Origin of the sequence: Lelliottia amnigena, assembly GCF_019047465.1 — a bacterium.
Taxonomy (GTDB): domain Bacteria; phylum Pseudomonadota; class Gammaproteobacteria; order Enterobacterales; family Enterobacteriaceae; genus Enterobacter; species Enterobacter amnigenus.
In genome coordinates this window covers 4225672-4249940 of record NZ_CP077236.1, presented here as the reverse complement: position 1 = coordinate 4249940, position 24269 = coordinate 4225672, and the positions used below count along the sequence as shown (strand labels likewise).

Genomic DNA, 24269 nt, shown 5'->3' with positions numbered 1-24269 from the left:
ACCTTGTTAAAACTGTAACAAACCGAGGCCAGGATACGCCGCTTGCGCACTTAAATTGCGAGAAGATGGAGTGTCTTATTGAATATGATTGCTATTTGCATTTAAAATCGGGGTCTGGTTTTTTAACTGTAACGATTATGACTTCGATGACCCTGAATTTACCTCGCCGCTTTCCCTGGCCGACGCTGCTTTCCGTTGTGATTCACGGTGCTGTTGTCGCGGGTCTGCTCTACACATCGGTACATCAGGTTATTGAAATGCCAGCGCCCGCGCAGCCGATTTCGGTGACCATGGTGACGCCCGCAGAGCTAGAGCCGCAGGTCGTCCCGCCACCACCAGCGCCTGTTGTTGAGCCGGAACCTGAACTGGAGCCGATCCCTGAGCCGCCGAAAGAAGCGCCAGTGGTGATCCACAAGCCGGAGCCAAAGCCGAAACCAAAGCCAAAACCAAAACCGGTTAAAAAGGTGGAAGAACGTCCAAAACGAGAAGAGCGTCCCGTTGAACCGCGTACGACGCAGACCGTGCAAAACACGGCGCCGGCGAAACCCGTGATGAATAACTCGCCGGCCACGGCAAAACCGGTCGTCTCGGCACCTTCTGGCCCGCGCGCGCTAAGCCGCAATCAGCCGCAATATCCTGCGCGTGCGCAAGCCTTGCGCATTGAGGGGCGTCTGCGCGTGAAGTTTGACGTCACGGCTGATGGACGCGTAGATAACGTGGAGATTCTTTCTGCCCAGCCTGCCAATATGTTTGAGCGCGAAGTGAAAGCGGCGATGCGCAAATGGCGATATGAAGCCGGGAAACCGGGAAGTGGATTGATTGTGAATATTGTGTTCCGCCTCAACGGCGGGGCGCAGATGGAATAGCAAAAAGCCTCCGCGATGGAGGCTTTTTTTTTATACCTGTGGAAGCAGGCGGGGTTTCCCGTCGTTATCCACCGCTACATAGATGAACAGCGCTTCAGTCGCCTTGTAGCGCTGGCCGATTGGCTCTGAGGCCACCTTTTTGACCCACACTTCAATATTAATGGAAACTGAGGTGTTACCGCGCTTGACGCAGCGGGCGTAGCAGCAGACCACATCACCCACCGCAACCGGACGCAAAAACGTCATCCCATCGACCCTGACCGTCACCACGCGGCCATGCGCGATCTCTTTAGCCAGGATCGCGCCGCCCATATCCATTTGCGACATTAACCAACCGCCAAAGATGTCACCGTTCGCATTGGTGTCGGCGGGCATTGCAAGTGTGCGTAAAACCAGTTCGCCCTGAGGGGCGTCATTCGTTGTTGTCATTGTAATTTATGCTCGTGACGGAAGACGACAGGCGGGATGCTACTATGATTTATACGCGGTGGGAAATACGAAAATCAGACGGGTATCAAATGGCCAGACGGCGTACCGTCTGGCATACAGGGATCAGTGCTTATCGTCCTGAGGCATGTGTTTGTAAATGTACACACCGCTGAGCAGGGTGAAAATCAGCGTCAGTGCCGTCAGACCAAACACCTTGAAGTTGACCCAGATATTTTGCGGCATCCAGAACGCAATATAGATATTCGCCAGTCCGCAAAGAATAAAGAATACAGCCCAGGCAATGTTCAGTCGCGACCATACTGCCTGCGGCAGGGTAATTTCTTTGCCCAGCATGCGCTGAATCAACGGTTTGTTCATGACCCACTGGCTGAAGAGCAGGGCACCGGCAAACAGGCCATAAATCACCGTCACCTTCCATTTGATAAATTCATCGTTATGGAAGAACACCGTCAAGCCACCAAACACGGCAACTAAGACAAACGTGATCAACGCCATTTTTTCGACTTTGCGATAGCGAATCCAGGTGTAGATCAGCACGACGGCGGTGGCGACGATTAAGGCGGTTGTCGCGGCGTAAATGTCGTACAGCTTATAGAATGCGAAAAACACGACAAGCGGTAAAAAATCAAGAAACTGCTTCATTCTTAGATTCCATTTTCTGCGTGGGGCAGAGCGCACGCTCGCACTCTGCCATCAGGATATTATTGGCGAATCAACGTATACAGGCGGAACAAGTAAACCAGTAATACGGCGGAGATCAAGTTACTGATGGTATTCGCAACCACCGCGCCAATGTTTGGCGTCAGCACAGCAAAATTCGGTGCAAACAGCAGCAATAACGTTTTTGCAAGCAGCCAGCCGATCACTGCAGGCGCAACCAGACGCATATTAGACCACGCCAGTTTTATGCTGCTGCGCATGGCGGTAAAAATCCCCATTTTATCCTGCACCAGCATCACAGGCGCAAAGGAGAGGATAATCGCCAACAGCACACCCGGCACCACAACCAGCATGATCCCTATTTGTACCAGTAAGGTGGTCAAAAAGATCAGGATGAACAGTTTAGGTAACACCGGCGCGCTGGCGCCGATAGCGCGCAGCGCGCTGACGCGTTGCCCCGCGGAAACCAACTGAACCATCAGCAATACTCCGCCCGCCATAATTGCGTTACCGATCAACCCGGAAAAGGTTGATGCCGCAGAGGCGCGCAGCAAAATCTGCTGCTGTTCAGGCGTCATGTTCTGCACCAGATCAAATAACCCTACGCTGCCAGCGAGATGGTCGCCCTGGCTGAGGCTGGCAATTTGCTCATCACTCGGTGAAAACGCATGGCCAAGCACGACGGTGATCAACGCGCAAAGCAAAGCGATCAGTAAAAAAGTAATGAACTGATTGCGGAAAAAATTCCCGGTGTCACGGTAGACGGACTTCGCCGTGATAGACATGCACTCTCCTTGAGTATTGCAGGTGTTAATAAGCGGGCAATTGTACCCTGGATAACTCTGTCGTGGCAGCACCATGACTTGTATGGAAAAGCATATCTTTGTAAAGCAAAGCGTATTGAGCAAATTTGACCTGATTGGCGCAATCAGGTTTCTCCATTTTTGTTAAAAATTAATCCAGATCAATAAATGTTAAATTGCTGAACCGAATGTGATCTGTGTTTGATCACTTCCTACTCATTTATAGTTATATTCTCCGCGCCAATAAAACCACAACGATGGAGCGGATATGAAAAAATTAGCAGTGGCAGCCCTGATCTTAAGCAGTCTCTCTGGTGGCGCTTATGCGCATGAAGCAGGCGAGTTCTTTATTCGCGCGGGTTCGGCAACGGTTCGCCCGACGGAAGGATCAGATAACGTATTAGGAAGTCTCGGGGGCTTTAACGTCAGCAATAACACGCAGTTAGGTTTAACGTTTACCTATATGGCAACGGAAAATATCGGTGTTGAGTTGCTGGCGGCTACGCCTTTCCGCCACAAGGTAGGAACCGGGCCGACGGGTAATATTGCAACCGTCCATCAGCTCCCACCAACGCTCATGGCGCAATGGTATTTTGGTGATGCCAATAGCAAGGCGCGCCCGTATATTGGCGCAGGCGTCAACTACACCACGTTCTTTGACGAGAAATTTAACGATAACGGTAAAGAAAATGGTCTGTCCGATCTCAGTCTTAAAGATTCCTGGGGCGCTGCGGGGCAGGTGGGACTGGACTATTTAGTCAATCGTGACTGGCTGCTGAACATGTCGGTCTGGTACATGGATATCGACACCGACGTGCGCTTCAAAGCGGGTGGCGAACAGCAAAGTGTCCATACACGACTGGACCCGTGGGTGTTTATGTTCTCGGCGGGTTATCGTTTTTAAATCTCATCTGCAAAACTGGTCGTTATACGGCCAGTTTTTTGCTTCTCTTGTCCACAGGTGTCGTGGTACATATTTGGCATTGATTGACCGGAATGACCACACAGTTATTGTGCGTTAATTCCCTGCTCACGGAAAAGGCGCTCGGACAAAGAGCGTTGCTCATGGAAGCTCGGCGCTATTCCTTTGCCTTCCCGTCATAATCACCGTCATCCCTCGCTTTGCTGAATGCAACCGTCAAAGAGCTTGGCTTGACCATGCCGCTATCACGAACTCACTGTCATGCATCACGCACCAGGCTCAATTTGCCTTGTGGTCACTATGATCAATTGCACGATCGGCACATCGACACGCTGGGTTCTGGATAATACTCGCCACAGGCAAAGCAACCCGTCCCAGCACGGGCTTCTTGTTTTGAAAGTAAATTTAATGAGATTGCCGTGAAAAGTGTGATCTGTATCAAAATGTGAATCGTCCAACTTAATGAATATTAAGGAACTGTAAATATTCATTTAAGTGGTGGAATTATGGCGGTAAAAGACTTTTTTGTGCAGACCGAACCTCGCAGACGGCGTTACGGTGTTGCATTGTTTATAGGGCTTATTTCAGGGGTGGTTTCGGCATTTGTGAAATGGGGCGCTGAAGTTCCCCTTCCACCGCGTAGTCCAGTTGATATATTTACCAGTGCGTGTGGACCTGAATCATTAATTCGGGCTGCCGGGCAAATCGACTGCTCCAGAAACTTCCTAAATCCTCCCTACATTTTTCTACGCGACTGGCTTGGATTGGTTGACCCTAATGCAGCTGTCTATACCTTTGCCGGGCATGCTTTTAACTGGGTTGGTGTAACGCACATTATATTCTCTACCGTGTTCGCCGTTGGGTATTGTGTCGTTGCAGAAGTGTTCCCTAAAATTAAGTTATGGCAGGGGCTGCTGGCCGGTGCGCTGGCTCAGTTATTTGTCCATATGATTTCATTCCCACTTATGGGCTTGACCCCACCGCTTTTCGACCTTCCGTGGTATGAAAACGTTTCTGAGATAGTTGGGCACTTAATATGGTTCTGGTCTATCGAGATCATTCGTCGTGACCTCCGAAACAGAATTACGCACGAACCTGACGCTGAAGTTTCTCTGAATTCGTCGTTCAGATAAACAAAGCAACAAACATTAAGAGCCCGCCAGAAGCGCGGGTTTATTCAAGGGCTGCCTACGGGCGGCCTTTTTATTTCCAGTATCTCAAGCAGAACGGCAAAGTCCTGGGCGTGGACAGCACACGAACAGCCAGTGGGCGCGAGGGTTTGAGGGCTTCCAGTCTGATACGCGGGGGATTATTGACCACGTTTGGAGCTCACTGTGAAGTTTATCGGGCGTTCTGATGCGGCCTGCACATCGTTACAAGCCAGATTAGCCAAATTCGTCGGTTTACCCGAAAGCCGGCTCACACCACAGACAGTACAGCGGCTTTGCATCGCTTGAGATTTTTCGATTGCGGACGAGTGTCTTTTGATTTAGAGTTTTCTAAATTTAGACAATTCTAAAGTTGAAAATGAAAAATACTCAGTTGCACCAATTGCAGGAAAGCGCCTCGCTGGCAACAACACTGCTTAAGTCGATGAGTAACAGCAAGCGACTATTAATCCTCTGCATTCTCATTGACAGGCCTGGCACCTCGTCAGGGGAGTTGGGGCAATTGACTGGCTTAACGCCCTCTGCAACCTCACAGCATCTGGCAAAGATGAAAGATGATGGTTTGATTGAGTCGGAGAGGGTGGCGCAACGCGTGAACTATTTCATCAAAGACCTGGCTGTTAAAAAAGTCATCTCTACCTTAAAAGACATTTTCTGTCCGGAGGACCTCAAATGATGCCTGAATCTGTATCACCGCTGGAAGCAAAAAAGCGTATTGAACAAGGGGCCTTACTCATTGATATTCGAGACCGTGCTGAATATCTGCGTGAGCACATACCTAATGCGCGCTCTGTGCCTCTTTCCGACATTGCGGAAGGTAAAAGAGTGGATGGCACAGAGCGACAGCCCGTTATTTTTCATTGTCAGTCAGGGATGCGCACGGCCCAGAACGCCACAACGCTCATCAACGCAGTAAATCCCGCGCCGGTTTTACTGATGACGGGTGGTATCAACGCGTGGAAGAGTGCCCAACTCCCCACGACTGAAGACAAAAGGCAGCCGTTGCCGATAATGAGACAAGTTCAGATCGTCGCAGGCACTCTCATTCTTACGGGCGTCGTATTGGGATACACCGTGAATAGCGGGCTGTTTTTACTGTCAGGCTTTGTCGGCGCGGGTTTACTGTTTGCCGGGGTGAGTGGCTGGTGTGGCATGGCAAGTTTACTGTTGAAAATGCCCTGGAACAGACCGGCGAAATAGCCATTGCCCACATTCCTTTTGATCAAGCTTGTTCAGTGTTTGTGATGGCCGTTTCAGGCACAGAGCTGTCATTAACAAGAACGATGCGCCGCATGTGGCTTCTCATCACTCTTCGTAATCAGCGGGGAGAGCGGTTAGATTAACCATACTGCGTGATTAAGCTCTCATGGGCTTTCGCTGAGTTTCTGTGTCTATGGCCTGGTTTTTTAAAGGAGAGCGAAAATGTCTGCGGATAATACCGTGAGTCTGCGATCAGCGGCGCAACATCGGCATATTGTCGAAAACCTTTTTCATTATTACGTTTACGATCTCGCTGAATATGGCAAATGGCCGTGCGGGAGTGACGGGCAATATAGCTATAACGCGTCGCTGTTGGACCCACACTGGGAGCGTAAAGACCACTGGCCGTTTCTGATTTATCACGCTGAGGAACTGGCGGGTTTCTGTTTGTTGCGACGCTATCCGCATAATCTTGAACGTTATGATATTGACCAGTTTTTCATCTTGCGCAAATTCAAAGGGATGGGCGTGGGCAAAGAAGCTTTTCGCCTTGCAGTGCAACATCGCCCCGGGCTTTGGCAAACCCGGGTGATGTTCGAAAACACCGCTGCACTGCAATTCTGGCGATCTGCTATTGGCTCAGTGAGTAAGGGTCATTTCGATGAACATATTTTACTGGATGATGCTTTAGAGATGCATTTCATTCTGTATGAGGTTCACTAACAGAGAAAACGGGTCTCACGGCGGCCTGTTTTCTCAGCATTTTGCCACTCTGTTACTGCGTCAGTTCCGGCATATTCTCAAGCGCAAACGCCAGCACTTTCTCACCATCCAGCGACGCAAACGGATAGCTTTCGATCACCGTCATGGGCAGTCCTTCAGCAATTTCTTTCCTTAGCTCCTCCAGTTTGTACTGAATATGGGGCGCGACTAAATAGGCGTCAAACGCCGGGGCGACGCTTGCAAAATTATCCAGACCGACGGCGCTGACCAGAATCTTAATGCCTTGTTCATCGGCAGAATGCTGCATTTTTTTAGCCAGAGACTGAGCGGTATTGCCGAACAGACAACAGATCAGTAATTTTTTCATTAGAATATCCTCATGGAAACTCAGGATACAGTATTCCCGCTCATCAAAAGAAAATGAGAGCTAACGCAATGTGCTGGTTGTTTTTTAGCCGTAACGGTGAGGGAAAACAACGCCCCGAGAGAGGGCGTTGTGTTGAGCGCTATTTCTGAATCAAATAACGAATAGTCGGGCCGTCCTGCTGAATGTCGAGGACGGTATATCCGTGGTTTTTCGCATCCAGCGGAATATTATTGATGGATTGGGGGCAATCGCTGACCACTTCCAAAATTTCCCCTTTCTTGAGCTGCGGCAACGCTTCGAGCGTGGCGACGGCAGGGTAAGGGCAGGGTTCACCCATCATGTCGAGGCGATAGTCGGGAACGATCTCTTTCATGCAGCATTCTCCTGTCTTTCAGATTGACGCGCTGCGCGGCGGAAAAAGCGTTTCTCCTGCGCGATAACCAGTAAAAACGCGATCAGGAGCAGGGCGTATGTCACCAGCAATCCGCCCAGGGGACCAAAGGTACTCAGCAGATTTACTTTATCCCAACTCGTCGCTAATGCGGGGGAAAGATCGTCCCAGTAGTACGCCAGAATCGTTGACCCGATGACGTTGCCGAGCCCCACCCACCAGTAATGCACCTGACCTTCAACTGCACGGTACATCCAGCCGGTTTCGCAACCACCCGCCAGCACAATGCCAAAGCCAAACAGCAGGCCGCCAATGACCGCATTTGGGCCAGCCCACATGATTTTGGGCTCAACGCCGAGCTGAACATAGCTAAAAATACCGATCGCACTTACGGCCATCCCGGCAATAATGGCTTTCGCCATCATCGTGCGGCCCGTGATCCACATATCCCGAAACGCGGAAGTAAAACAAATCTGCGCACGCTCGATCAATAACCCAAAGCCCACGCCGAACAGCATGGCCAGCCCGAGTTTTGGTTGATTCATCGCCGTACACAGCGCCCAGGCAACCATGGCGAAAAACACCAGCATACCCAGACGGAAACGGCGTCGTGCCTGATCGGGTTTTTGCGTCAGCGGTGAGGCTGCGCTGACTTTGGTCATTTTGACCGGAATGCGGAATATCGGCAGAAGCGTGAAGCGTGCGCCAAAGTACGAGCCGATGGCGGTCGCAACAGCAAAGAACCAGGCGTGAAGCGAAAACTGGGGAATGCCCGTGAAGAAGGCGGCCAGGTTACAGCCCATCGCCAGACGTGCGCCGAAGCCTGCGATAATCCCGCCCACAATCGCCTGTGCGATACGGATGCGGCTCCTGGGCATCCGCAGTTTGACGTTATTGGCCCATAGCGCGGCAGCAAAACAGCCGCCGAACATACCGATAATCATCATGCCGTCGATGCGTGTGAGCGGCGTGCCGTCCAGATGGATCAGCTTAAAGTAACCCCACTCTTCGGCGTGGATCCCGCCAAGCTGTAAAAGCTGTCCACCCCAGCGGGTAAACTCGCCCGTGACCGCCCAAAAGGTGCCGGTGATACCAAAATAGTAGGTAGAGAGGATCCCCGCAGCGATAACTGCAGGTACAGGGGACCAGAACTTAATCAGGTATGCCTGTTTGAAGTGTTGCCATGACATGTGTAAACCTCTGAACTCAGAAGGGGTTTGCGCGGCTGAGTGCCGGAAAGAAAACGGAATAATACGCTGCGGGGAATATTTGAAAAGCGAGGGCGTTCGAAAAGCTCGAACAGATCAATTCTGGTCTACCCCTTTTGCCCGCGTGCGCGGTACGAAAGCGGTAGTCAAGTTCGCCGCCCGGATGACGCCGGGCGGCGAGAGCCTTAGGCGTGGCGAGTCGCGGCTTTCATTACGGTGACAAAGTCGCGAAGCTCCGTCAGCATCTGATCGGGCTTATCGACGTTTTTCTCGATAATTTTCACAATCGCTGAACCCGAAATTGCACCCGCAGCATTAGCATCAATGGCGGCTGTCACTTGCTCCGGGGAAGAAATACCGAAACCCTGCAACGGCGGCGCGGCGTGGTATTCAGCCAGTTTTTCGACCAGGTGATGCAGCGGAACGGCCGCTTTATTTTCAGCGCCGGTCACGCCCGCGCGGGAAAGCAAATAGGTATAGCCGCGACCGTGAGAGGCAATCTGGCGCAGCAGTTCGTCATCGGCATTCGGTGGGCAGATGAAAATCGGTGCGATGTTGTGACGCATCGCCGCCTGTCGAAACGGCGCAGACTCTTCAATCGGTACGTCAGCGATCAGCACGGAATCCACACCGACGCGTGCGCACTCGGCGTAAAACTCATCGATCCCGCGGTTGAACACCAGGTTGGCGTACATCAGCAGGCCAACAGGAATGGTTGGGTATTTCTGACGAATAGTCGCCAGCATTTCAAAACACTGCGTTGGCGTCACACCGGATGCAAACGCACGCAGAGTTGCGCTTTGAATGGTTGGGCCATCTGCCAGCGGATCGGAGAAGGGGATCCCCAGCTCAAGCGCATCGGCACCGGCGGCAATCAGAGTGTCGATAATTTTCAGCGACTGCTCAGGCCCTGGATCGCCAAGCGTGACGAAGGGAACAAAGGCGCCTTCCTTGCGGGCTTTCAGTTCAGCGAATGCGTTATCGTAGCGTTCCATCAGATTTCCCCTCGTGCTTTCAAAATATCGTGAACGGTGAAGATGTCTTTGTCACCGCGACCGGAAAGGTTAACCACCAGTAACTGCTCTTTTTCCGGGGCCTCTTTAATCATTTTCAGTGCGTAAGCAAGGGCATGAGAAGACTCGAGTGCCGGGATAATCCCTTCGTTGCGGCACAGGGTTTTGAAGGCTTCCAGCGCCTCGTCATCGGTAATCGACACATAATCTGCGCGACCGATACTGTTCAGATGCGCATGCTGTGGCCCGACGGACGGGAAGTCGAGGCCTGCCGAGATGGAATACGATTCTTCGATCTGCCCTTCGTCGGTCTGCATCATCGGCGATTTCATACCGAAATAAATCCCCACGCGACCGTGCTTCAGCGGTGCGCCGTGCTCGCCGCTTTCAATGCCGTGACCGGCAGGCTCAACGCCAATCAAACCGACGCTGGTGTCATCAATAAAGTCAGCGAACATGCCGATGGCATTCGAACCGCCACCCACACACGCGATCACCGCATCCGGCAGACGGCCCTCTTTTTCGAGGATCTGCGCTTTGGTTTCTTCGCCGATCATGCGCTGGAATTCACGCACAATGGTCGGGAAGGGGTGTGGGCCCGCCGCCGTACCCAGCATGTAGTGCGCGGTATCATAGCTGCCAGACCAGTCGCGCAGCGCTTCGTTACAGGCATCTTTCAACGTCGCGGAGCCGCTGTGCACAGGAATCACTTCTGCACCCATCAAACGCATACGGAACACGTTCGGTGACTGACGCTCAACGTCTTTGGCACCCATATAGATGCGGCATTTCAGACCGAGCAGGGCGCTGGCCAGCGCCGACGCTACGCCGTGCTGCCCGGCACCCGTTTCGGCGATAATTTCCGTTTTGCCCATGCGTTTGGCGAGCAACGCCTGGCCGAGTACCTGGTTGGTCTTATGCGCGCCGCCGTGCAGCAAATCTTCACGCTTGAGGTACAGCGTGGTTTTGGTGCCTTCGGTCAAGTTACGACATTTGGTCAGCGCTGTCGGGCGACCCGCATAGTTTTTCAGCAGGTCGGTAAATTCGGCCTGGAAAGCCGGATCTTTCTGAGCGCTAACAAACGCCTCTTCGAGCTGGCGCAGGGCAGGCATCAGAATTTGCGGAACGTACATACCACCGAACTCGCCGAAATACGGATTTAATAGTGTTGTCATTTTCTCTTCCTTAATATGCACGCAGCGTCTTGAATACCGAGGCCAGTTTGCTGGCATCTTTGATTCCCGGTTGGGACTCTACGCCTGAATTGAAATCGAGACCTGCGCAGCCCGCTTTCGCGGCCTCTACGCAATTGTCGGGGCTTAAGCCACCCGCCAGCAGGACGTTATCCAGCTTCTCACCGTTCAGCAGCGACCAGTCGAAACGCTGGCCCGTGCCGCCCTGGCCGTTATCGAGCACGTACTTATCAACGTGATTCAAATCGCGAGGCGGTAAAGTGTTGCTTACGCTCTGCGCTTTCCAGATCTGGATCTGCGCAGGCAATGCCTGGCGCAGCGCGTCGATATAGTGCTGGTCTTCGCTGCCGTGCAGTTGAACGGCGGCGAGGGAGAGATTTTCGGCTTTTGCTACGACGTCCTCAACGGGCGCATCGCGGAACACGCCAACGTAGCTGAGCGGCGCGGCGGCCATCACGTCTCGTGCCTGGCTTTCTGAAAGAGTGCGCGGCGAGCCGTCAACGAAAATCAAACCGCCATAGATCGCGCCCGCTTCGAGCGCTGCCGCAGCATCCTGACCGCGAGTCAGACCACAGACTTTGTTTTCGCCCAGCAGCACGCGACGTACGGCGACGTTTAAATCCTCGCAGGACATCATAGCTGAGCCAATCAGGAAGCCGTTTGCGAAATGACTCAACTCGCGCACCTGAGCGTAAGTATTGATGCCCGATTCGCTAATGACCGTGACACCCGCACCCAGACGCGGAGCAAGCTGACGCGTACGGTTCAGATCAATGGACAGATCGCGCAGGTCGCGGTTGTTGATGCCAACGACGTTGGCCTCGAGCGCAATCGCGCGCTCCAGTTCTTCTTCATTACTCACTTCGGTCAGCACGCCCATATTCAGACTGTGCGCCACGGCTGCGAGCTGGCGATACTGTTCGTCATCCAGAACGGACAACATCAGCAGGCAGGCGTCAGCCTGATAAAAACGTGCCAGCCAGATTTGGTACGCGTCAATGATGAAGTCTTTGCACAAAATCGGCTGCGGCGCGATTTGGCTGACAATCGGCAGAAAATCAAAACTGCCCTGGAAATATTTTTCATCCGTCAGCACCGAAATGGCCGATGCGTGATGTTTGTAGACCTCAGCGATACGCGCAGGGTCAAAATCGTCGCGGATCACGCCTTTAGACGGCGAGGCTTTTTTGCACTCCAGAATAAAAGCGGTGCGAGCGCCCTTCAGGGCGTCATAAAAACGGCGGCTGCTTGGCACAACATCATTCTGAAAACTGGCCAGCGGTTGCTGTTCTTTGCGGGCTTCAACCCAGATGGCCTTATCGGCAACGATTTTTGCTAAAACGGTCTGCATTATTTACCCTCTTGCCGCAAGTGCGGTAACGCGGTCGTAAGCTGCGCCAGAACGCAATACGGCCATCACTTTCTGCGCGTTAACCTGGAGATCTTCTTCACCGTGTAAGCGCATCAACATCGCGACATTCGCGGCGACAGCGGCCTCGTGGGCGGCCTCACCTTTACCTTGTAGCAAGCGTGTCAGAATGTCACGGTTTTCTTCCGGTGTGCCGCCAGCGAGCTGTTCCTGGCGGTACGGCGTCAAACCAAAGTCTGACGCTTCTAACTGGTAGCTTTGGATTTCACCGTCGCGCAGTTCGGCAACCAGCGTTGAAGCATGAAGCGACACTTCATCCATCCCGCCGCTGTGAACCACGGCGGCACGTTGATAACCCAGAACACGCAGGGTTTCAGCAATCGGTAAAACCAGTTCAGGGCTGTAGACGCCAATCAGCGCCAGCGGCGGATGCGCCGGGTTGATCAATGGCCCAAGCACGTTAAACAGCGTGCGGGTTTTCAACTGCTGGCGAACCGGCATCGCGTGGCGGAAACCGGTGTGATATTTCGGTGCAAACAGGAAGCAGACGCCCAAATCGTCCAGCGCTTCACGCGAACGTTCAGCGTTCATCTCCAGGTTGATGCCAAAAGCGGCCAACAGGTCAGACGAACCCGAGCGGCTGGAGACGCTGCGGTTACCGTGTTTCGCAACTTTCATGCCACAGGCCGCTGCCACAAACGCGCTGGCCGTGGAGATATTGATACTGTTGCTGCCGTCACCGCCGGTCCCGACAATATCCGCAAACTGATAATCCGGGCGCGGGAAGGGGGCTGCATTTTCCAGCAGAGCGGTAGCGGCACCGGCAATTTCCTGCGGTTGCTCACCGCGCACTTTCATGCTCACCAGCGCGGCTGCCAGCTGTTCTGGCTTCAGCTCGCCGCGCACGACGGCGGAGAAAAGCTGGTGGCTCTCCTGCTGGGTGAGCGTTTGCGCCTGATACAGTTTTTCAAGAATCGGCTGCAGCGTATTGGTTTGCTCCAGTTTCTGTAGCGCCCAGTTCAGGGTTTGTTCCAGCAGGCGTGCGCCGTTGGAGGTCAAAATGGATTCCGGATGGAATTGCAGACCACATACGCGATCCGCATCGTGACGCACGGCCATCACCATGCCTTCGAAAGAGGCGTTGATCGTTAGACCCGCCGGAATGTTGCTGCCCACCAGCGAGTGATAACGCGCCACCGGGAGCGGGTTTGGCAGCCCGGCAAACATCGCCTGACCGTCGTGTTCAATGCTGGAGGCTTTACCGTGCAGGATTTCACCCGCCTGACCAACATAGCCGCCATAGGCTTCAACAATCGCCTGATGCCCCAGGCAAATCCCGATAATCGGCAGTTTGCCGCGCATACGGGTCAACAGCTCAGGCATACAGCCTGCTTCGCTTGGCGCACCGGGGCCTGGAGAAAGCATCAGCACCGGGTTTTGCATGGTTTCCAGACGTTCAATCAGCGTTTGCGCCGGGACATGATTGCGGTAAATCACCACGTTGTGGCCGTTTGCACGCAGCTGGTCTGCCAGGTTGTAAGTAAAGGAGTCGATATTATCGAGCAGCAGAATGTCAGCCATCAGAAAATCTCCTGTGCGTGATGTGCGGTGGCGATAGCGCGCAAGACCGCGCGTGCTTTACTGCGAGTTTCGTCAGCTTCAGACTGCGGAACAGAATCAAGAACGATGCCAGCGCCCGCCTGGACGGTGGCAATGCCGTCTTCGACATAGGCCGAGCGGATCACGATGCAGGTATCCAGATCGCCATGGGCGGTGAAGTAACCGACCGCGCCGCCGTAACTGCCGCGACGACGGCCTTCGGCACCCGCGATGAGCTGCATCGCACGCACTTTTGGCGCGCCGCTCAGGGTGCCCATATTCATGCAGGCGCGGTAGGCGTGCAGCGCATCGAGATCGTGGCGCAGCTCGCCCACCACGCGGGAAACGAGGTGCATCACGAAGGAGTAGCGGTCAACTTTGGTTAAATCCGCGACGTAACGGGTGCCCGGTGTACAGATGCGCGCCAGATCGTTACGCGCCAGGTCAACCAGCATCAGGTGCTCAGAAAGCTCTTTGTGGTCGGTACGCATTTCTAACTCGATGCGGCTGTCGAGATCGCGGTCCAGTGAACCATCCGCGCGGCGACCGCGTGGACGCGTCCCGGCGATCGGGTAAATCTCAATCTGACGACTGGTCGCATCGAATTTCAGCGAGCTTTCCGGTGATGCGCCAAACAGTGTGAAATCGTTGTCCTGCATAAAGAACATATACGGACTCGGATTGCTTTTCTTCAGCACGTCGTATGCGGCCAGTGGCGAAGGGCAAGGGAGCGAGAAGCGACGTGACGGCACCACCTGGAAAATCTCGCCTGCACGAATTTCTTTTTGCATCTGGCGGACAACCGCGCCGTACTGATCGTCCGTCTGGCTGACTTCACACTGCATGTGCTCGATACTTTGCACCGGTAACGCAGTGGGTTCTTCCGTCATCTGCTGTTGCAGCTGTTCGATACGTTGCTCAAGGCGCTGTTTTTCGGCAGTGGAAGGCGTGAAAAGACTGGCCTGAATGCGGGTGTATTTCTTCTGATGGTCAATCACCATCAGGGTCTCTGCCAGATAGAAGCAGTAATCCGGGCAGCGGTTGCCTTGCTCGGTTTCGGGTAAATCTTCAAATCCGGCAACCAGGTCATAGGCAAACAGCCCGCCAAAGAACATCGCTTCACGCTCGTTCTCAGGAACATCAACCAGATTTTGCAGCAAGCGGAACGCATCAAAAACGGACAGCGAGCACAGACGCGCATCTTCATCCAGCAGTTGGCTTACCGCAGGGAAGTGCAATGTACGGGATTCTGGACGTTTTTCATTTTCGATGCCCGCAGGCAGTGCGGCATCGAGCAGCGGCAGCAACGACGCGCCGTTCTCGGATAAAGCCTGAATAGTGACGGTGTCACCTAAAGCCGTAATCCGTAATGCGCTGTCTACCAGCAGCAGGCTTTTGAGGTCGTCTTTGCTGTCGATATCGGCGGATTCAAGCAGCAGCGTGGCAGGGCGTGCGCCGCAGACTTGCTGAAACAAGGCGGTAGGGTTATGGCGATAAATTGCTTCGCAGGTCAGCAACTCAAGTTTTGTTTTGGCTGTTTGCATATTGTTGTTCTCATATTCTGTTCATAAAAAAGCCCGCATAGTCGCGGGCCAGGTATCTGTTTTCGTAACGCACACGAATGACACTGCCCGATATTCAGGAAGTGCGCCACCAACCGTGCTGGGAGAAATGTGCTTTCATTTTCAGATACCTTCTTGAGTGAACTTTCGTACTAGTTAACTAGTTCAATGGGGCGTTGTCAACCCCTGATTTCAGAATTTCCGCGCAAGCCGTTATCATAGCCTTCTAAAATACGATAAACCTGTGATGGAAACCGCTTTGAGCGAGACAAAATACGCCGTGATTTATGATTTACACAGCCATACGCAAGCCTCTGATGGGCTGCTCACGCCTGAAGCGCTGGTCCACCGTGCCGTCGAAATGCGTGTGGGGACGCTGGCTATTACCGATCACGACACCACAGATGCTATTCCGGCAGCACGAGTGGAAATCGCGCGCAGCGGACTGGCGTTGAACCTCATCTCTGGCGTAGAAATTTCCACCGTCTGGGAAAATCACGAAATTCACATTGTGGGCTTGAACATTGATATTGCGCATCCGGCGCTGTGTGCCTTTCTGGAAGAGCAGAAAGAACGTCGTAACCAGCGCGCTGTATTGATCGGTGAACGACTTGAAAAAGCGTTGATCCCCGGTGCGCTGGAAGGCGCACAACGTCTCGCCAACGGCGGAGCCGTAACGCGGGGCCATTTCGCGCGCTTCCTGGTTGAGGCCGGTAAAGCCAGTAACTTTGCCGATGTATTTAAAAAATATCTCGCGCGCGGTAAAACCGGTTACGTTCCTCCACAGTGGTGTACAATAAAACAAGCTATTGATGTCATTCATCATTCTGGCGGAAAGGCGGTATTGGCCCATCCGGGGCGGTACAACCTGTCAGCTAAGTGGCTGAAAAGGCTGCTGGCTCACTTTGCCGAACTCGGCGGTGAAGCGATGGAAGTCGCCCAATGCCAGCAGGCTCCCAATGAGCGCACGCAGCATGCGGCATACGCCCGCCAGTTTGGTTTACTGGCTTCGCAAGGCTCTGATTTCCATCAGCCTTGCGCGTGGATTGAACTGGGGCGCAAGCTCTGGTTGCCCGCAGGCGTAGAGCCCGTCTGGCAGCTCTGGGAACAGCCACAGCAACACATTGAAGAGAGGGAAGTATGAGTCAGTTTTTCTATATTCATCCGGATAACCCACAGGCGCGCTTGATCAATCAGGCCGTTGAAATCGTTCGTAAGGGCGGCGTGATCGTTTATCCAACGGATTCCGGCTATGCGCTGGGCTGTAAAATCGAAGACAAAGGGGCGATGGAACGTATCTGCCGCATTCGTCATTTGCCGGATGGGCATAACTTTACCCTGATGTGTCGCGATCTCTCCGAAATCTCGACCTACGCCTACGTGGATAACGTCGCGTTTCGTTTAATTAAAAACAACACGCCGGGCAACTATACTTTTATTCTGAAAGGAACCAAGGAAGTGCCGCGCCGTTTGTTACAGGAAAAACGCAAAACGATCGGCATGCGCGTGCCCTCCAACCCGATTGCCCAGATGTTGCTCGAAACGCTTGGCGAGCCGATGCTTTCTACGTCGCTGATGCTGCCAGGCAGTGATTTTACGGAGTCCGATCCGGAAGAAATCAAAGACCGTCTGGAAAAGCAGGTTGACCTGATTATCCACGGCGGGTATCTCGGCCAGCAGCCGACAACGGTTGTTGATCTGACGGAAGAGGCGCCTGAAGTGATTCGTGAAGGCGTGGGCGACGTTAAGCCTTTCTTGTAAAGGTATAAGCAGATATACTACGCGGCCATCAAAATAGCGGGAAATCGCTTTTTTGACCCTAATTCGACGCCTGTGAAGGCGACACCTGAAGGATGCTCAATGAGCGAGAAATTACAGAAAGTGCTGGCGCGTGCTGGCCACGGTTCACGCCGTGAAATCGAAACTATTATCGAAGCCGGTCGCGTCAGTGTTGATGGCAAAATTGCCAAGCTGGGCGATCGTGTGGAAGTCGTCGCGGGAATGAAAATTCGTCTCGACGGCCACGTTATCTCGGTGAAAGAATCCGCAGAACAGATTTGTCGCGTGCTGGCTTACTATAAGCCGGAAGGCGAATTGTGTACCCGTAACGATCCGGAAGGACGTCCAACCGTATTTGACCGTCTGCCAAAACTGCGCGGGGCGCGCTGGATTGCTGTCGGTCGTCTGGATGTTAACACCTGCGGTCTGATGTTATTCACCACCGATGGTGAACTGGCTAACCGCCTGATGCACCCGAGCCGCGAAGTAGAACGCGAATATGCGGTGCGTGTCTTCGGCGAAGTTGACGAGCATAAACTGCGTGACTTATCGCGCGGCGTTCAGCTTGAAGACGGTCCGGCAGCCTTTAAAACGATCAAATTCACCGGCGGTGAAGGTATCAACCAGTGGTACAACGTCACGCTGACTGAAGGTCGTAACCGTGAGGTGCGTCGTCTTTGGGAAGCGGTTGGTGTGCAGGTTAGCCGACTGATTCGTGTGCGTTATGGTGACATTCTGCTGCCGAAAGGCCTGCCGCGCGGCGGGTATACGGAGCTGGATTTAACCCAGACCAACTATTTGCGTGAACTGGTCGAACTCAAACCAGAAACCACGTCGAAAGTGGCGGTTGAGAAAGATCGTCGTCGCGTGAAAGCGAATCAGATTCGCCGCGCGGTCAAGCGCCATAGCCAGGTGAGCCCGACTCGCCGTTCTGGCAGCCGTAACAACAACGGCTAAAAAAATAAACCCGGCATCGCCGGGTTTTTTCTTATTTAGTAGTCGATCCCAATCTGCGCTTTTATGCCCGCGTCAAACGCGTGTTTAACAGGGCGAAGCTCACTGACCGTATCCGCATAGTCCAGAATATCCCGGTGGCATCCGCGTCCGGTGACGATCGCCGTCTGGTGCGAAGGGCGGTTTTTCAGCGCAGTCAATACCGCTTCCAGTGAAAGATAATCGTAGGCCACCATGTAGGTGATCTCATCGAGTAACACCATATCGAGCTGCGGATCGGCAAGCATCCGTTTTGCGTGCTCCCACACGGCAAGACAGGCTGCAGTATCGCTTTCGCGATTTTGCGTATCCCAGGTAAAACCGGTCGCCATGACCTGAAATTCTACGCCGTGAGGCTCAAGCAAATTGCGCTCGCCGTTGGGCCATTCCCCTTTGATAAACTGCACCACTCCCACTTTCTGACCGTGCCCAACGGCGCGGGTGGCGGTCCCAAAAGCCGCCGTCGTTTTCCCTTTTCCATTTCCGGTAAACACAATGACGATACCGCGCTCGTCCTGGGCTGCAGCGACGCGGGCATCAACCTGTTCTTTCAATCGTTGCTGGCGTTGCTGGTGGCGATCTTCACTCATTGAGAAATTCCTGGCTTACGGCCCGGCTGGGCATCAAAGGTCATTCCGGTTTTACGACGACTATCATCGCCCATTAACCACAGATAAAGCGGCATAATATCTGCCGGCGTTTTGAGCTTTTGCGGGTCTTCCGAAGGGAAGGCGCTGGCCCGCATTTTAGTGCGCGTACCACCTGGATTAATGCAGTTGACCCGCAAGTGACGGCTTTGATATTCCTCAGCCAGTACCTGCATCATACCTTCGGTGGCAAACTTCGATACGGCATACGCGCCCCAATTTGCCCGGCCCTGACGACCCACACTTGATGACGTAAAGACCAGCGACCCGGAATCAGACTTGAGTAATAAAGGAAGAAGGGCCTGAGTCAGGAAAAAGGTACCGTTGATATTGACCTGCATAACCTGTTGCCAGATTTCGGCGTTTTGCTCATCCATGGGACGGACTTCACCGAGTAAACCGGCATTGTGCAACACCCCGTCAAGGCGCGGATAATCACCGGCAATGTGCTGGGCTAATTCGCGGCATGATTCTTGTGTGCAGGACAACAAATCCAGGCTGTACCAGCGAGCCGGCGCGCCGCTGATTGCGGCGATTTCGTCAGCCACACTGCGTAATTTATCTTCATTGCGGCCCAGCAGTACGATGGTGGCGCCGTAACGAGCATAGGTCAGCGCGGCTTCGCGACCAATACCGTCGCTGGCACCGGTGACAAGGATGATACGATTTTGCAGTAAATCTTTTTTCGGTTGATAGTGCACGGTGACTCCTGCGGCGCGGAACACATCGGCTGCGCCTGCTTTTTGTTCGCTTTTCGGTTTTATGCCCGAAACGGCGCATGATTTCAATCAGTCTACAGGAGAGAACGCTTCGAAATTAACAATTTGCAACTATTTCTACCATAATTGCCTGGTCCTGAAAGCCGCTCGCACGGGCATTGTTGCGAGCGAGACGCCTGACGAAGGCTGTTGTACACTGGTCGAGAAAGATTCGTGGTTAAATCAAGGTGGAACACGTGGAATTACTTTCTGAATATGGTTTGTTTTTGGCCAAAATCGCGACGGTAGCGATCGCTATTATCGCCATTGCGGTTCTGCTCGTGAATCTGACGCAGCGCAAGCGTCAGCGCGGCGAGTTACGTATCACCCGCTTAAGCGAGCAGTATAAGGAGATGCAGGAAGACATGTCGGTTGCGTTGCTGGATGGGCATCAGCAAAAGATGTGGCATAAAGCGCAAAAGAAAAAGCACAAGCTGGAAGCTAAAGCGGCAAAAGCGAACGCTAAACAGGCGCAACAGGAAGTCACCAAACCACGCGTGTATGTTCTGGATTTTAAAGGCAGTATGGATGCGCATGAAGTGTCATCGCTGCGCGAAGAGGTGACGGCGGTTTTGGCCGTGGCCAAGCCGCAGGATCAGGTCGTTCTGCGGTTAGAAAGCCCAGGTGGTGTTGTTCACGGTTACGGTCTGGCGGCCTCGCAGTTGCAGCGTTTGCGTGATAAGCAGATCCCGTTAACGGTAGCGGTAGACAAAGTGGCGGCGAGCGGGGGCTATATGATGGCCTGCGTAGCCGACAAAATCGTGGCGGCGCCTTTTGCGATCCTGGGGTCAATAGGCGTTGTCGCGCAAATCCCTAACTTCAATCGCTTCTTAAAAAATAAAGAGATCGACATTGAGCTGCACACTGCCGGGCAGTACAAACGGACGCTGACGCTGCTGGGTGAAAATACCGAAGAGGGCCGTCAGAAATTTCGTGAAGACCTGAATGAAACGCACCATCTTTTCAAGGATTTCGTGCATCGCATGCGTCCTTCGCTGGATATTGATCAGGTGGCGACAGGTGAACACTGGTACGGCATCCAGGCGCAGGAGAAAGGGCTGGTGGACGAGGTCGGCACGAGCGACGATTTGCTCCTGAGTCTGATGGACGGTCGTGAACTGGTCGGTGTGCGGTTTACCCAGCGTAAACGACTGTTAGATCGCTTTACGAACAGTGCCGCCGATAGCGCGGATCGTCTTTTATTGCGCTGGTTGCAGCGCGGGCAGAAGCCGCTGCTGTAAACAACGTCAAAAAGAAACGCGAGGCATTTGCCTCGCGTTTTACGTTTAATCGATCAGGTGATATTTCTCTGAGAGCGCGTGGGCCAGGTATTTGAACATGTTAAATACTGCTGTGCTCTTGGGGGTGGGTAGACCTTGCTCATCAAGAAAATACTCACCGCTGAACACCAGCACACCGTTACGTTGCTCAACGCCGGTGGCTTCAATACCTGCCAGGGTATCTTCGTGGTCACGAATCAGTTTGTTCGCTTCAACAAGCAACGTTTCACGATCGATGGGTTGGCTATTTTGCTGCATATTCCACTCCTTAAAAAGTGGCTTTAGTCTACGCCGGACACACTCCATGGGCAAATTTTCCCTGTAAATCGAGGGGCTACAGCGCAGGGGCAAAGTTGGCGTGATTTGTTTTTGCATGCTAATAAAGTTGCGTAACAGATTTTATCAGGTACAGTGTGCGCTTTCGTCAATCTGGCAACAGAATTGCTTGACATTCGACCGAAAGCTCGTCGCATAGTCATTTTGATGTAAGTAAAAATGCCCGATATCTCAATCACCTGGATGTTCAAATTTCGGCGTCTGGTAAGAAATAGGGTTGATATCCCCTGGTAACGATGCAATATAAAAAGCACGTCGCCAGTGGAAGGGGAATCAACGTGCGGCGTATTCCTGGAAGAATTAAATTAGGTAAAGGTGAATATGGGTAAAGCTCTCGTCATCGTTGAGTCCCCGGCAAAAGCCAAAACGATCAATAAGTATCTGGGCAATGACTACGTGGTTAAGTCCAGCGTTGGTCATGTCCGCGATTTGCCGACCAGTGGCTCAGCCAGTAAAAAGAGCGCAGACTCTACCTCCACCAAAGGGGCTAAAAAGCCTAAAAAGGATGAACGTACTGCGCTCGTCAACCGTATGGGTGTCGATCCATGGCACGAGTGGGAAGCACAATACGAAGTGCTTCCAGGCAAAGAAAAAGTTGTCAATGAGCTGAAGCAGCTCGCAGAAAAAGCTGACCACATTTATCTCGCAACCGACCTTGACCGCGAAGGGGAAGCCATTGCGTGGCACCTGCGGGAAATCATTGGTGGTGATGAAACACGCTACAGCCGTGTGGTATTTAATGAGATAACTAAGAATGCGATTCGTCAGGCGTTTGAGAAGCCGGGCGAACTGAATATTGACCGTGTAAATGCCCAGCAGGCGCGTCGTTTTATGGACCGCGTTGTGGGTTATATGGTCTCGCCACTGCTGTGGAAAAAAATTGCCCGTGGACTTTCCGCAGGGCGCGTTCAGTCCGTTGCGGTGCGTTTAGTTGTCGAACGTGAGCGCGAAATTAAAGCGTTTGTCCCGGAAGAGTTCTGGGAAATTGATGCAAACGTCACCACGCCTGCCGGCGACGCGCTGCCGCTGCAAGTCACTCACGAAAATGACAAACCTTTCCGCCCTGTTAACCGTGACCATACCATGGCTGCAGTTGCGCAGCTTGAAAAGGCGCGTTATCAGGTCGTTGAGCGTGAAGATAAACCGACCAGCAGCAAACCTGGCGCACCTTTCATCACCTCCACCCTGCAACAGGCGGCAAGTACTCGTCTGGGCTTTGGTGTGAAGAAAACCATGATGATGGCGCAGCGTTTGTATGAAGCGGGTTACATCACCTACATGCGTACTGACTCGACGAATCTGAGCCAGGACGCCGTCAGCATGGTGCGTGACTATATCGGTGAAAACTTCGGTAAGAAATATCTGCCGGAAAGTGCGAACCAGTACGCAAGCAAAGAAAATTCTCAGGAAGCGCACGAAGCGATTCGTCCTTCCGATGTGTCCGTTGTTTCCGAATCCCTGAAGGATATGGAAACCGATGCGCAAAAGCTTTATCAGCTGATCTGGCGCCAGTTTGTTGCGTGTCAGATGAATCCTGCAAAATATGATTCCACCACCCTGACAGTCGGTGCAGGTGATTTCCGTCTCAAAGCCCGTGGCCGTATCTTGCGCTTCGACGGCTGGACGAAAGTGATGCCTGCGCTACGTAAAGGCGATGAAGATCGTATTTTGCCACCGGTAAATAAAGGCGATGAGCTTGCATTGACTGAACTCATTCCTGCTCAGCACTTTACTAAGCCACCTGCACGTTTTAGTGAAGCTTCTTTGGTTAAAGAGCTTGAAAAACGCGGTATTGGTCGCCCGTCTACCTATGCGTCGATCATTTCGACCATTCAGGATCGTGGTTACGTCCGCGCTGAAAACCGTCGTTTCTACGCTGAAAAAATGGGTGAGATCGTCACAGATCGTCTGGAAGATAACTTCCGCGAGCTGATGAACTACGATTTCACCGCGCAGATGGAAGACCGTCTGGATCAGGTGGCGAACCATCAGGCTGAATGGAAAAATGTACTGGATAGTTTCTTCAGTGATTTTACCGAGCAGTTGGCAAAAGCCGAGAAAGATCCGGAAGAAGGCGGCATGCAGCCTAACCAGATGGTGCTGACCAGCATCGACTGCCCAACCTGCAGCCGTCAGATGGGTATTCGTACCGCGACGACCGGCGTGTTCCTCGGTTGTTCCGGTTATGCGTTACCGCCTAAAGAGCGTTGCAAAACCACCATTAACCTGGTGCCTGAGAATGAAGTTCTCAACGTTCTGGAAGGTGATGACGCCGAAACCAATGCGCTGCGCGCGAAGCGTCGTTGCCAGAAATGCGGCACGGCGATGGACAGCTATCTGATCGATCCGAAACGTAAATTGCATGTCTGCGGTAATAACCCAACGTGTGATGGCTACGAGATCGAAGAGGGCGAGTTCCGCATCAAAGGCTATGACGGCCCCATCGTGGAGTGCGAGAAGTGTGGTTCTGAAATGCACCTGAGAATGGGGCGTTTTGGTAAGTACATGGCTTGTACCAACGAAGAATGTAAAAACACGCGTAAGATCCTGCGTAATGGTGAAGTGGCTCCGCCGAAGGAAGATCCGGTCCCGCTGCCTGAATTGCCGTGTGAAAAGTCTGATGCCTATTTTGTTCTGCGTGACGGTGCTGCAGGGGTCTTCCTTGCTGCGAACACCTTCCCTAAATCGCGCGAAACGCGTGCGCCGCTGGTGGAAGAGTTATATCGCTTCCGCGATCGTTTACCGGAAAAGCTGCGTTATCTGGCTGATGCGCCACAGCAGGATCCGGAAGGGAATAAAACCGTTGTCCGCTTTAGCCGTAAAACGAAGCAGCAATATGTGTCTGCTGAGAAAGAGGGCAAAGCGACCGGATGGTCAGCATTCTTTATTGACGGGAAGTGGGTTGAAGGTAAGAAATAATCTTTCTTAACCTTAACTTACCTTTAAAGGGCCGGGATTCCGGCCCTTTTTTATTGCCCGCT

25 protein-coding genes, 2 pseudogenes and 1 other annotated feature are annotated in these 24269 nt (G+C 52.9%); of the genes and pseudogenes, 11 read left to right on the top strand and 16 right to left on the bottom strand.

Translation table 11 applies throughout. The features are described from left to right. Positions 1 to 146 precede the first annotated feature (146 nt). Positions 147 to 866, top strand: a complete 720-nt coding sequence (gene tonB / locus I6L74_RS20090) for a TonB system transport protein TonB (RefSeq protein ID WP_059179182.1) — start codon at positions 147 to 149, stop codon at positions 864 to 866. 30 nt (positions 867 to 896) lie between these two features. Here the strand turns inward: tonB and yciA are convergent, their stop codons facing one another. The 4 genes and pseudogenes from yciA to I6L74_RS21740 form a co-directional block, all read right to left on the bottom strand. Continuing rightward, entirely contained in the window at positions 897 to 1295 is a 399-nt protein-coding gene (gene yciA, locus I6L74_RS20085; protein ID WP_059179162.1) for an acyl-CoA thioester hydrolase YciA, read from the bottom strand. 123 nt (positions 1296 to 1418) lie between these two features. Continuing rightward, complete coding sequence (locus I6L74_RS20080) at positions 1419 to 1958, bottom strand: septation protein A (RefSeq protein ID WP_059179161.1); 540 nt, start codon at positions 1956 to 1958, stop codon at positions 1419 to 1421. A gap of 59 nt (positions 1959 to 2017) precedes the next feature. Continuing rightward, complete coding sequence (locus I6L74_RS20075; protein WP_059179160.1) at positions 2018 to 2761, bottom strand: YciC family protein; 744 nt, start codon at positions 2759 to 2761, stop codon at positions 2018 to 2020. 25 nt (positions 2762 to 2786) lie between these two features. After that, positions 2787 to 2882, bottom strand: a pseudogene (locus I6L74_RS21740) (YkgJ family cysteine cluster protein); the annotation flags it as partial. A gap of 165 nt (positions 2883 to 3047) precedes the next feature. Between I6L74_RS21740 and ompW the strand changes: the two are divergent. Then, entirely contained in the window at positions 3048 to 3683 is a 636-nt protein-coding gene (ompW, locus tag I6L74_RS20070) for an outer membrane protein OmpW (RefSeq protein ID WP_059179159.1), read from the top strand. Here ompW and I6L74_RS21555 read toward each other — a convergent pair. Further along, positions 3680 to 3942: pseudogene (locus I6L74_RS21555) on the bottom strand (site-specific integrase); the annotation flags it as partial. The gene ompW and the pseudogene I6L74_RS21555 overlap by 4 nt on opposite strands. A 265-nt stretch (positions 3943 to 4207) precedes the next feature. Here I6L74_RS21555 and I6L74_RS20065 point away from each other — a divergent pair. The 4 genes from I6L74_RS20065 to I6L74_RS20050 all read left to right on the top strand — a co-directional run bounded on the left by I6L74_RS20065 (position 4208) and on the right by I6L74_RS20050 (position 6793). Beyond that, positions 4208 to 4834, top strand: coding sequence for a YagU family protein (locus I6L74_RS20065; protein WP_059179158.1), 627 nt, complete (start codon positions 4208 to 4210; stop codon positions 4832 to 4834). 394 nt (positions 4835 to 5228) lie between these two features. After that, the gene (locus I6L74_RS20060; protein ID WP_059179157.1) at positions 5229 to 5546 is read left to right on the top strand and encodes an ArsR/SmtB family transcription factor; all 318 of its coding nucleotides are present in this window, start codon (positions 5229 to 5231) and stop codon (positions 5544 to 5546) included. After that, a complete protein-coding gene (locus I6L74_RS20055; protein WP_059179156.1) occupies positions 5543 to 6070 on the top strand; it encodes a rhodanese family protein in 528 nt (175 codons plus the stop codon). The genes I6L74_RS20060 and I6L74_RS20055 overlap by 4 nt, the downstream gene beginning before the upstream one ends. A 222-nt stretch (positions 6071 to 6292) precedes the next feature. Continuing rightward, the gene (locus I6L74_RS20050; protein ID WP_059179155.1) at positions 6293 to 6793 is read left to right on the top strand and encodes a GNAT family N-acetyltransferase; all 501 of its coding nucleotides are present in this window, start codon (positions 6293 to 6295) and stop codon (positions 6791 to 6793) included. Between the two features lie 52 nt (positions 6794 to 6845). On the opposite strand, the gene I6L74_RS20045 is transcribed toward I6L74_RS20050, so the two are convergent. The 8 genes from I6L74_RS20045 to I6L74_RS20010 all read right to left on the bottom strand — a co-directional run bounded on the left by I6L74_RS20045 (position 6846) and on the right by I6L74_RS20010 (position 15477). Beyond that, positions 6846 to 7160, bottom strand: coding sequence for a PTS sugar transporter subunit IIB (locus I6L74_RS20045; RefSeq protein ID WP_059179154.1), 315 nt, complete (start codon positions 7158 to 7160; stop codon positions 6846 to 6848). A gap of 139 nt (positions 7161 to 7299) precedes the next feature. Further along, complete coding sequence (yedF, locus tag I6L74_RS20040) at positions 7300 to 7533, bottom strand: sulfurtransferase-like selenium metabolism protein YedF (protein ID WP_059179153.1); 234 nt, start codon at positions 7531 to 7533, stop codon at positions 7300 to 7302. After that, a complete protein-coding gene (gene yedE / locus I6L74_RS20035) occupies positions 7530 to 8741 on the bottom strand; it encodes a selenium metabolism membrane protein YedE/FdhT (protein WP_059179152.1) in 1212 nt (403 codons plus the stop codon). The genes yedF and yedE overlap by 4 nt, the downstream gene beginning before the upstream one ends. Positions 8742 to 8944: 203 nt before the next feature. After that, positions 8945 to 9754, bottom strand: coding sequence for a tryptophan synthase subunit alpha (gene trpA / locus I6L74_RS20030; RefSeq protein ID WP_059179151.1), 810 nt, complete (start codon positions 9752 to 9754; stop codon positions 8945 to 8947). Continuing rightward, positions 9754 to 10947 carry a tryptophan synthase subunit beta gene (trpB, locus tag I6L74_RS20025; protein WP_059179150.1) on the bottom strand — a complete coding sequence of 398 codons (1194 nt, stop codon included), beginning with the start codon at positions 10945 to 10947 and terminating at the stop codon, positions 9754 to 9756. The genes trpA and trpB overlap by 1 nt, the downstream gene beginning before the upstream one ends. A 10-nt stretch (positions 10948 to 10957) precedes the next feature. Continuing rightward, on the bottom strand, positions 10958 to 12316 hold the full coding sequence (gene trpCF, locus I6L74_RS20020; RefSeq protein WP_059179149.1) for a bifunctional indole-3-glycerol-phosphate synthase TrpC/phosphoribosylanthranilate isomerase TrpF: 1359 nt from the start codon (positions 12314 to 12316) through the stop codon (positions 10958 to 10960). Between the two features lie 3 nt (positions 12317 to 12319). Then, positions 12320 to 13915 carry a bifunctional anthranilate synthase glutamate amidotransferase component TrpG/anthranilate phosphoribosyltransferase TrpD gene (trpD, locus tag I6L74_RS20015; RefSeq protein WP_059179148.1) on the bottom strand — a complete coding sequence of 532 codons (1596 nt, stop codon included), beginning with the start codon at positions 13913 to 13915 and terminating at the stop codon, positions 12320 to 12322. After that, a complete protein-coding gene (locus I6L74_RS20010; RefSeq protein WP_059179147.1) occupies positions 13915 to 15477 on the bottom strand; it encodes an anthranilate synthase component 1 in 1563 nt (520 codons plus the stop codon). The genes trpD and I6L74_RS20010 overlap by 1 nt, the downstream gene beginning before the upstream one ends. Before the next feature lie 23 nt (positions 15478 to 15500). Next, positions 15501 to 15595: a sequence feature (Trp leader region), on the bottom strand. Between the two features lie 159 nt (positions 15596 to 15754). On the opposite strand from I6L74_RS20010, the gene rnm reads away from it, so the two are divergent. The 3 genes from rnm to rluB all read left to right on the top strand — a co-directional run bounded on the left by rnm (position 15755) and on the right by rluB (position 18231). After that, positions 15755 to 16639, top strand: a complete 885-nt coding sequence (rnm, locus tag I6L74_RS20005; RefSeq protein ID WP_096759586.1) for an RNase RNM — start codon at positions 15755 to 15757, stop codon at positions 16637 to 16639. Continuing rightward, on the top strand, positions 16636 to 17256 hold the full coding sequence (locus I6L74_RS20000) for an L-threonylcarbamoyladenylate synthase (protein WP_059179126.1): 621 nt from the start codon (positions 16636 to 16638) through the stop codon (positions 17254 to 17256). The genes rnm and I6L74_RS20000 overlap by 4 nt, the downstream gene beginning before the upstream one ends. Positions 17257 to 17355: 99 nt before the next feature. After that, a complete protein-coding gene (gene rluB / locus I6L74_RS19995; RefSeq protein ID WP_012017591.1) occupies positions 17356 to 18231 on the top strand; it encodes a 23S rRNA pseudouridine(2605) synthase RluB in 876 nt (291 codons plus the stop codon). Positions 18232 to 18266: 35 nt separating this feature from the next. On the opposite strand, the gene cobO is transcribed toward rluB, so the two are convergent. Next, entirely contained in the window at positions 18267 to 18857 is a 591-nt protein-coding gene (gene cobO, locus I6L74_RS19990; protein ID WP_059179125.1) for a cob(I)yrinic acid a,c-diamide adenosyltransferase, read from the bottom strand. Further along, positions 18854 to 19615, bottom strand: a complete 762-nt coding sequence (locus I6L74_RS19985) for a YciK family oxidoreductase (protein ID WP_059179124.1) — start codon at positions 19613 to 19615, stop codon at positions 18854 to 18856. The genes cobO and I6L74_RS19985 overlap by 4 nt, the downstream gene beginning before the upstream one ends. Before the next feature lie 254 nt (positions 19616 to 19869). Between I6L74_RS19985 and sohB the strand changes: the two genes are divergently transcribed. After that, positions 19870 to 20913: a protease SohB gene (gene sohB / locus I6L74_RS19980; protein ID WP_059179123.1), complete on the top strand. Its 1044-nt coding sequence runs from the start codon at positions 19870 to 19872 to the stop codon at positions 20911 to 20913. Positions 20914 to 20958: 45 nt separating this feature from the next. On the opposite strand, the gene I6L74_RS19975 is transcribed toward sohB, so the two are convergent. Continuing rightward, positions 20959 to 21210 carry a YciN family protein gene (locus I6L74_RS19975; RefSeq protein ID WP_059179122.1) on the bottom strand — a complete coding sequence of 84 codons (252 nt, stop codon included), beginning with the start codon at positions 21208 to 21210 and terminating at the stop codon, positions 20959 to 20961. Positions 21211 to 21609: 399 nt separating this feature from the next. On the opposite strand from I6L74_RS19975, the gene topA reads away from it, so the two are divergent. Continuing rightward, the gene (topA, locus tag I6L74_RS19970; RefSeq protein WP_059179121.1) at positions 21610 to 24207 is read left to right on the top strand and encodes a type I DNA topoisomerase; all 2598 of its coding nucleotides are present in this window, start codon (positions 21610 to 21612) and stop codon (positions 24205 to 24207) included. Positions 24208 to 24269: the final 62 nt, after the last annotated feature.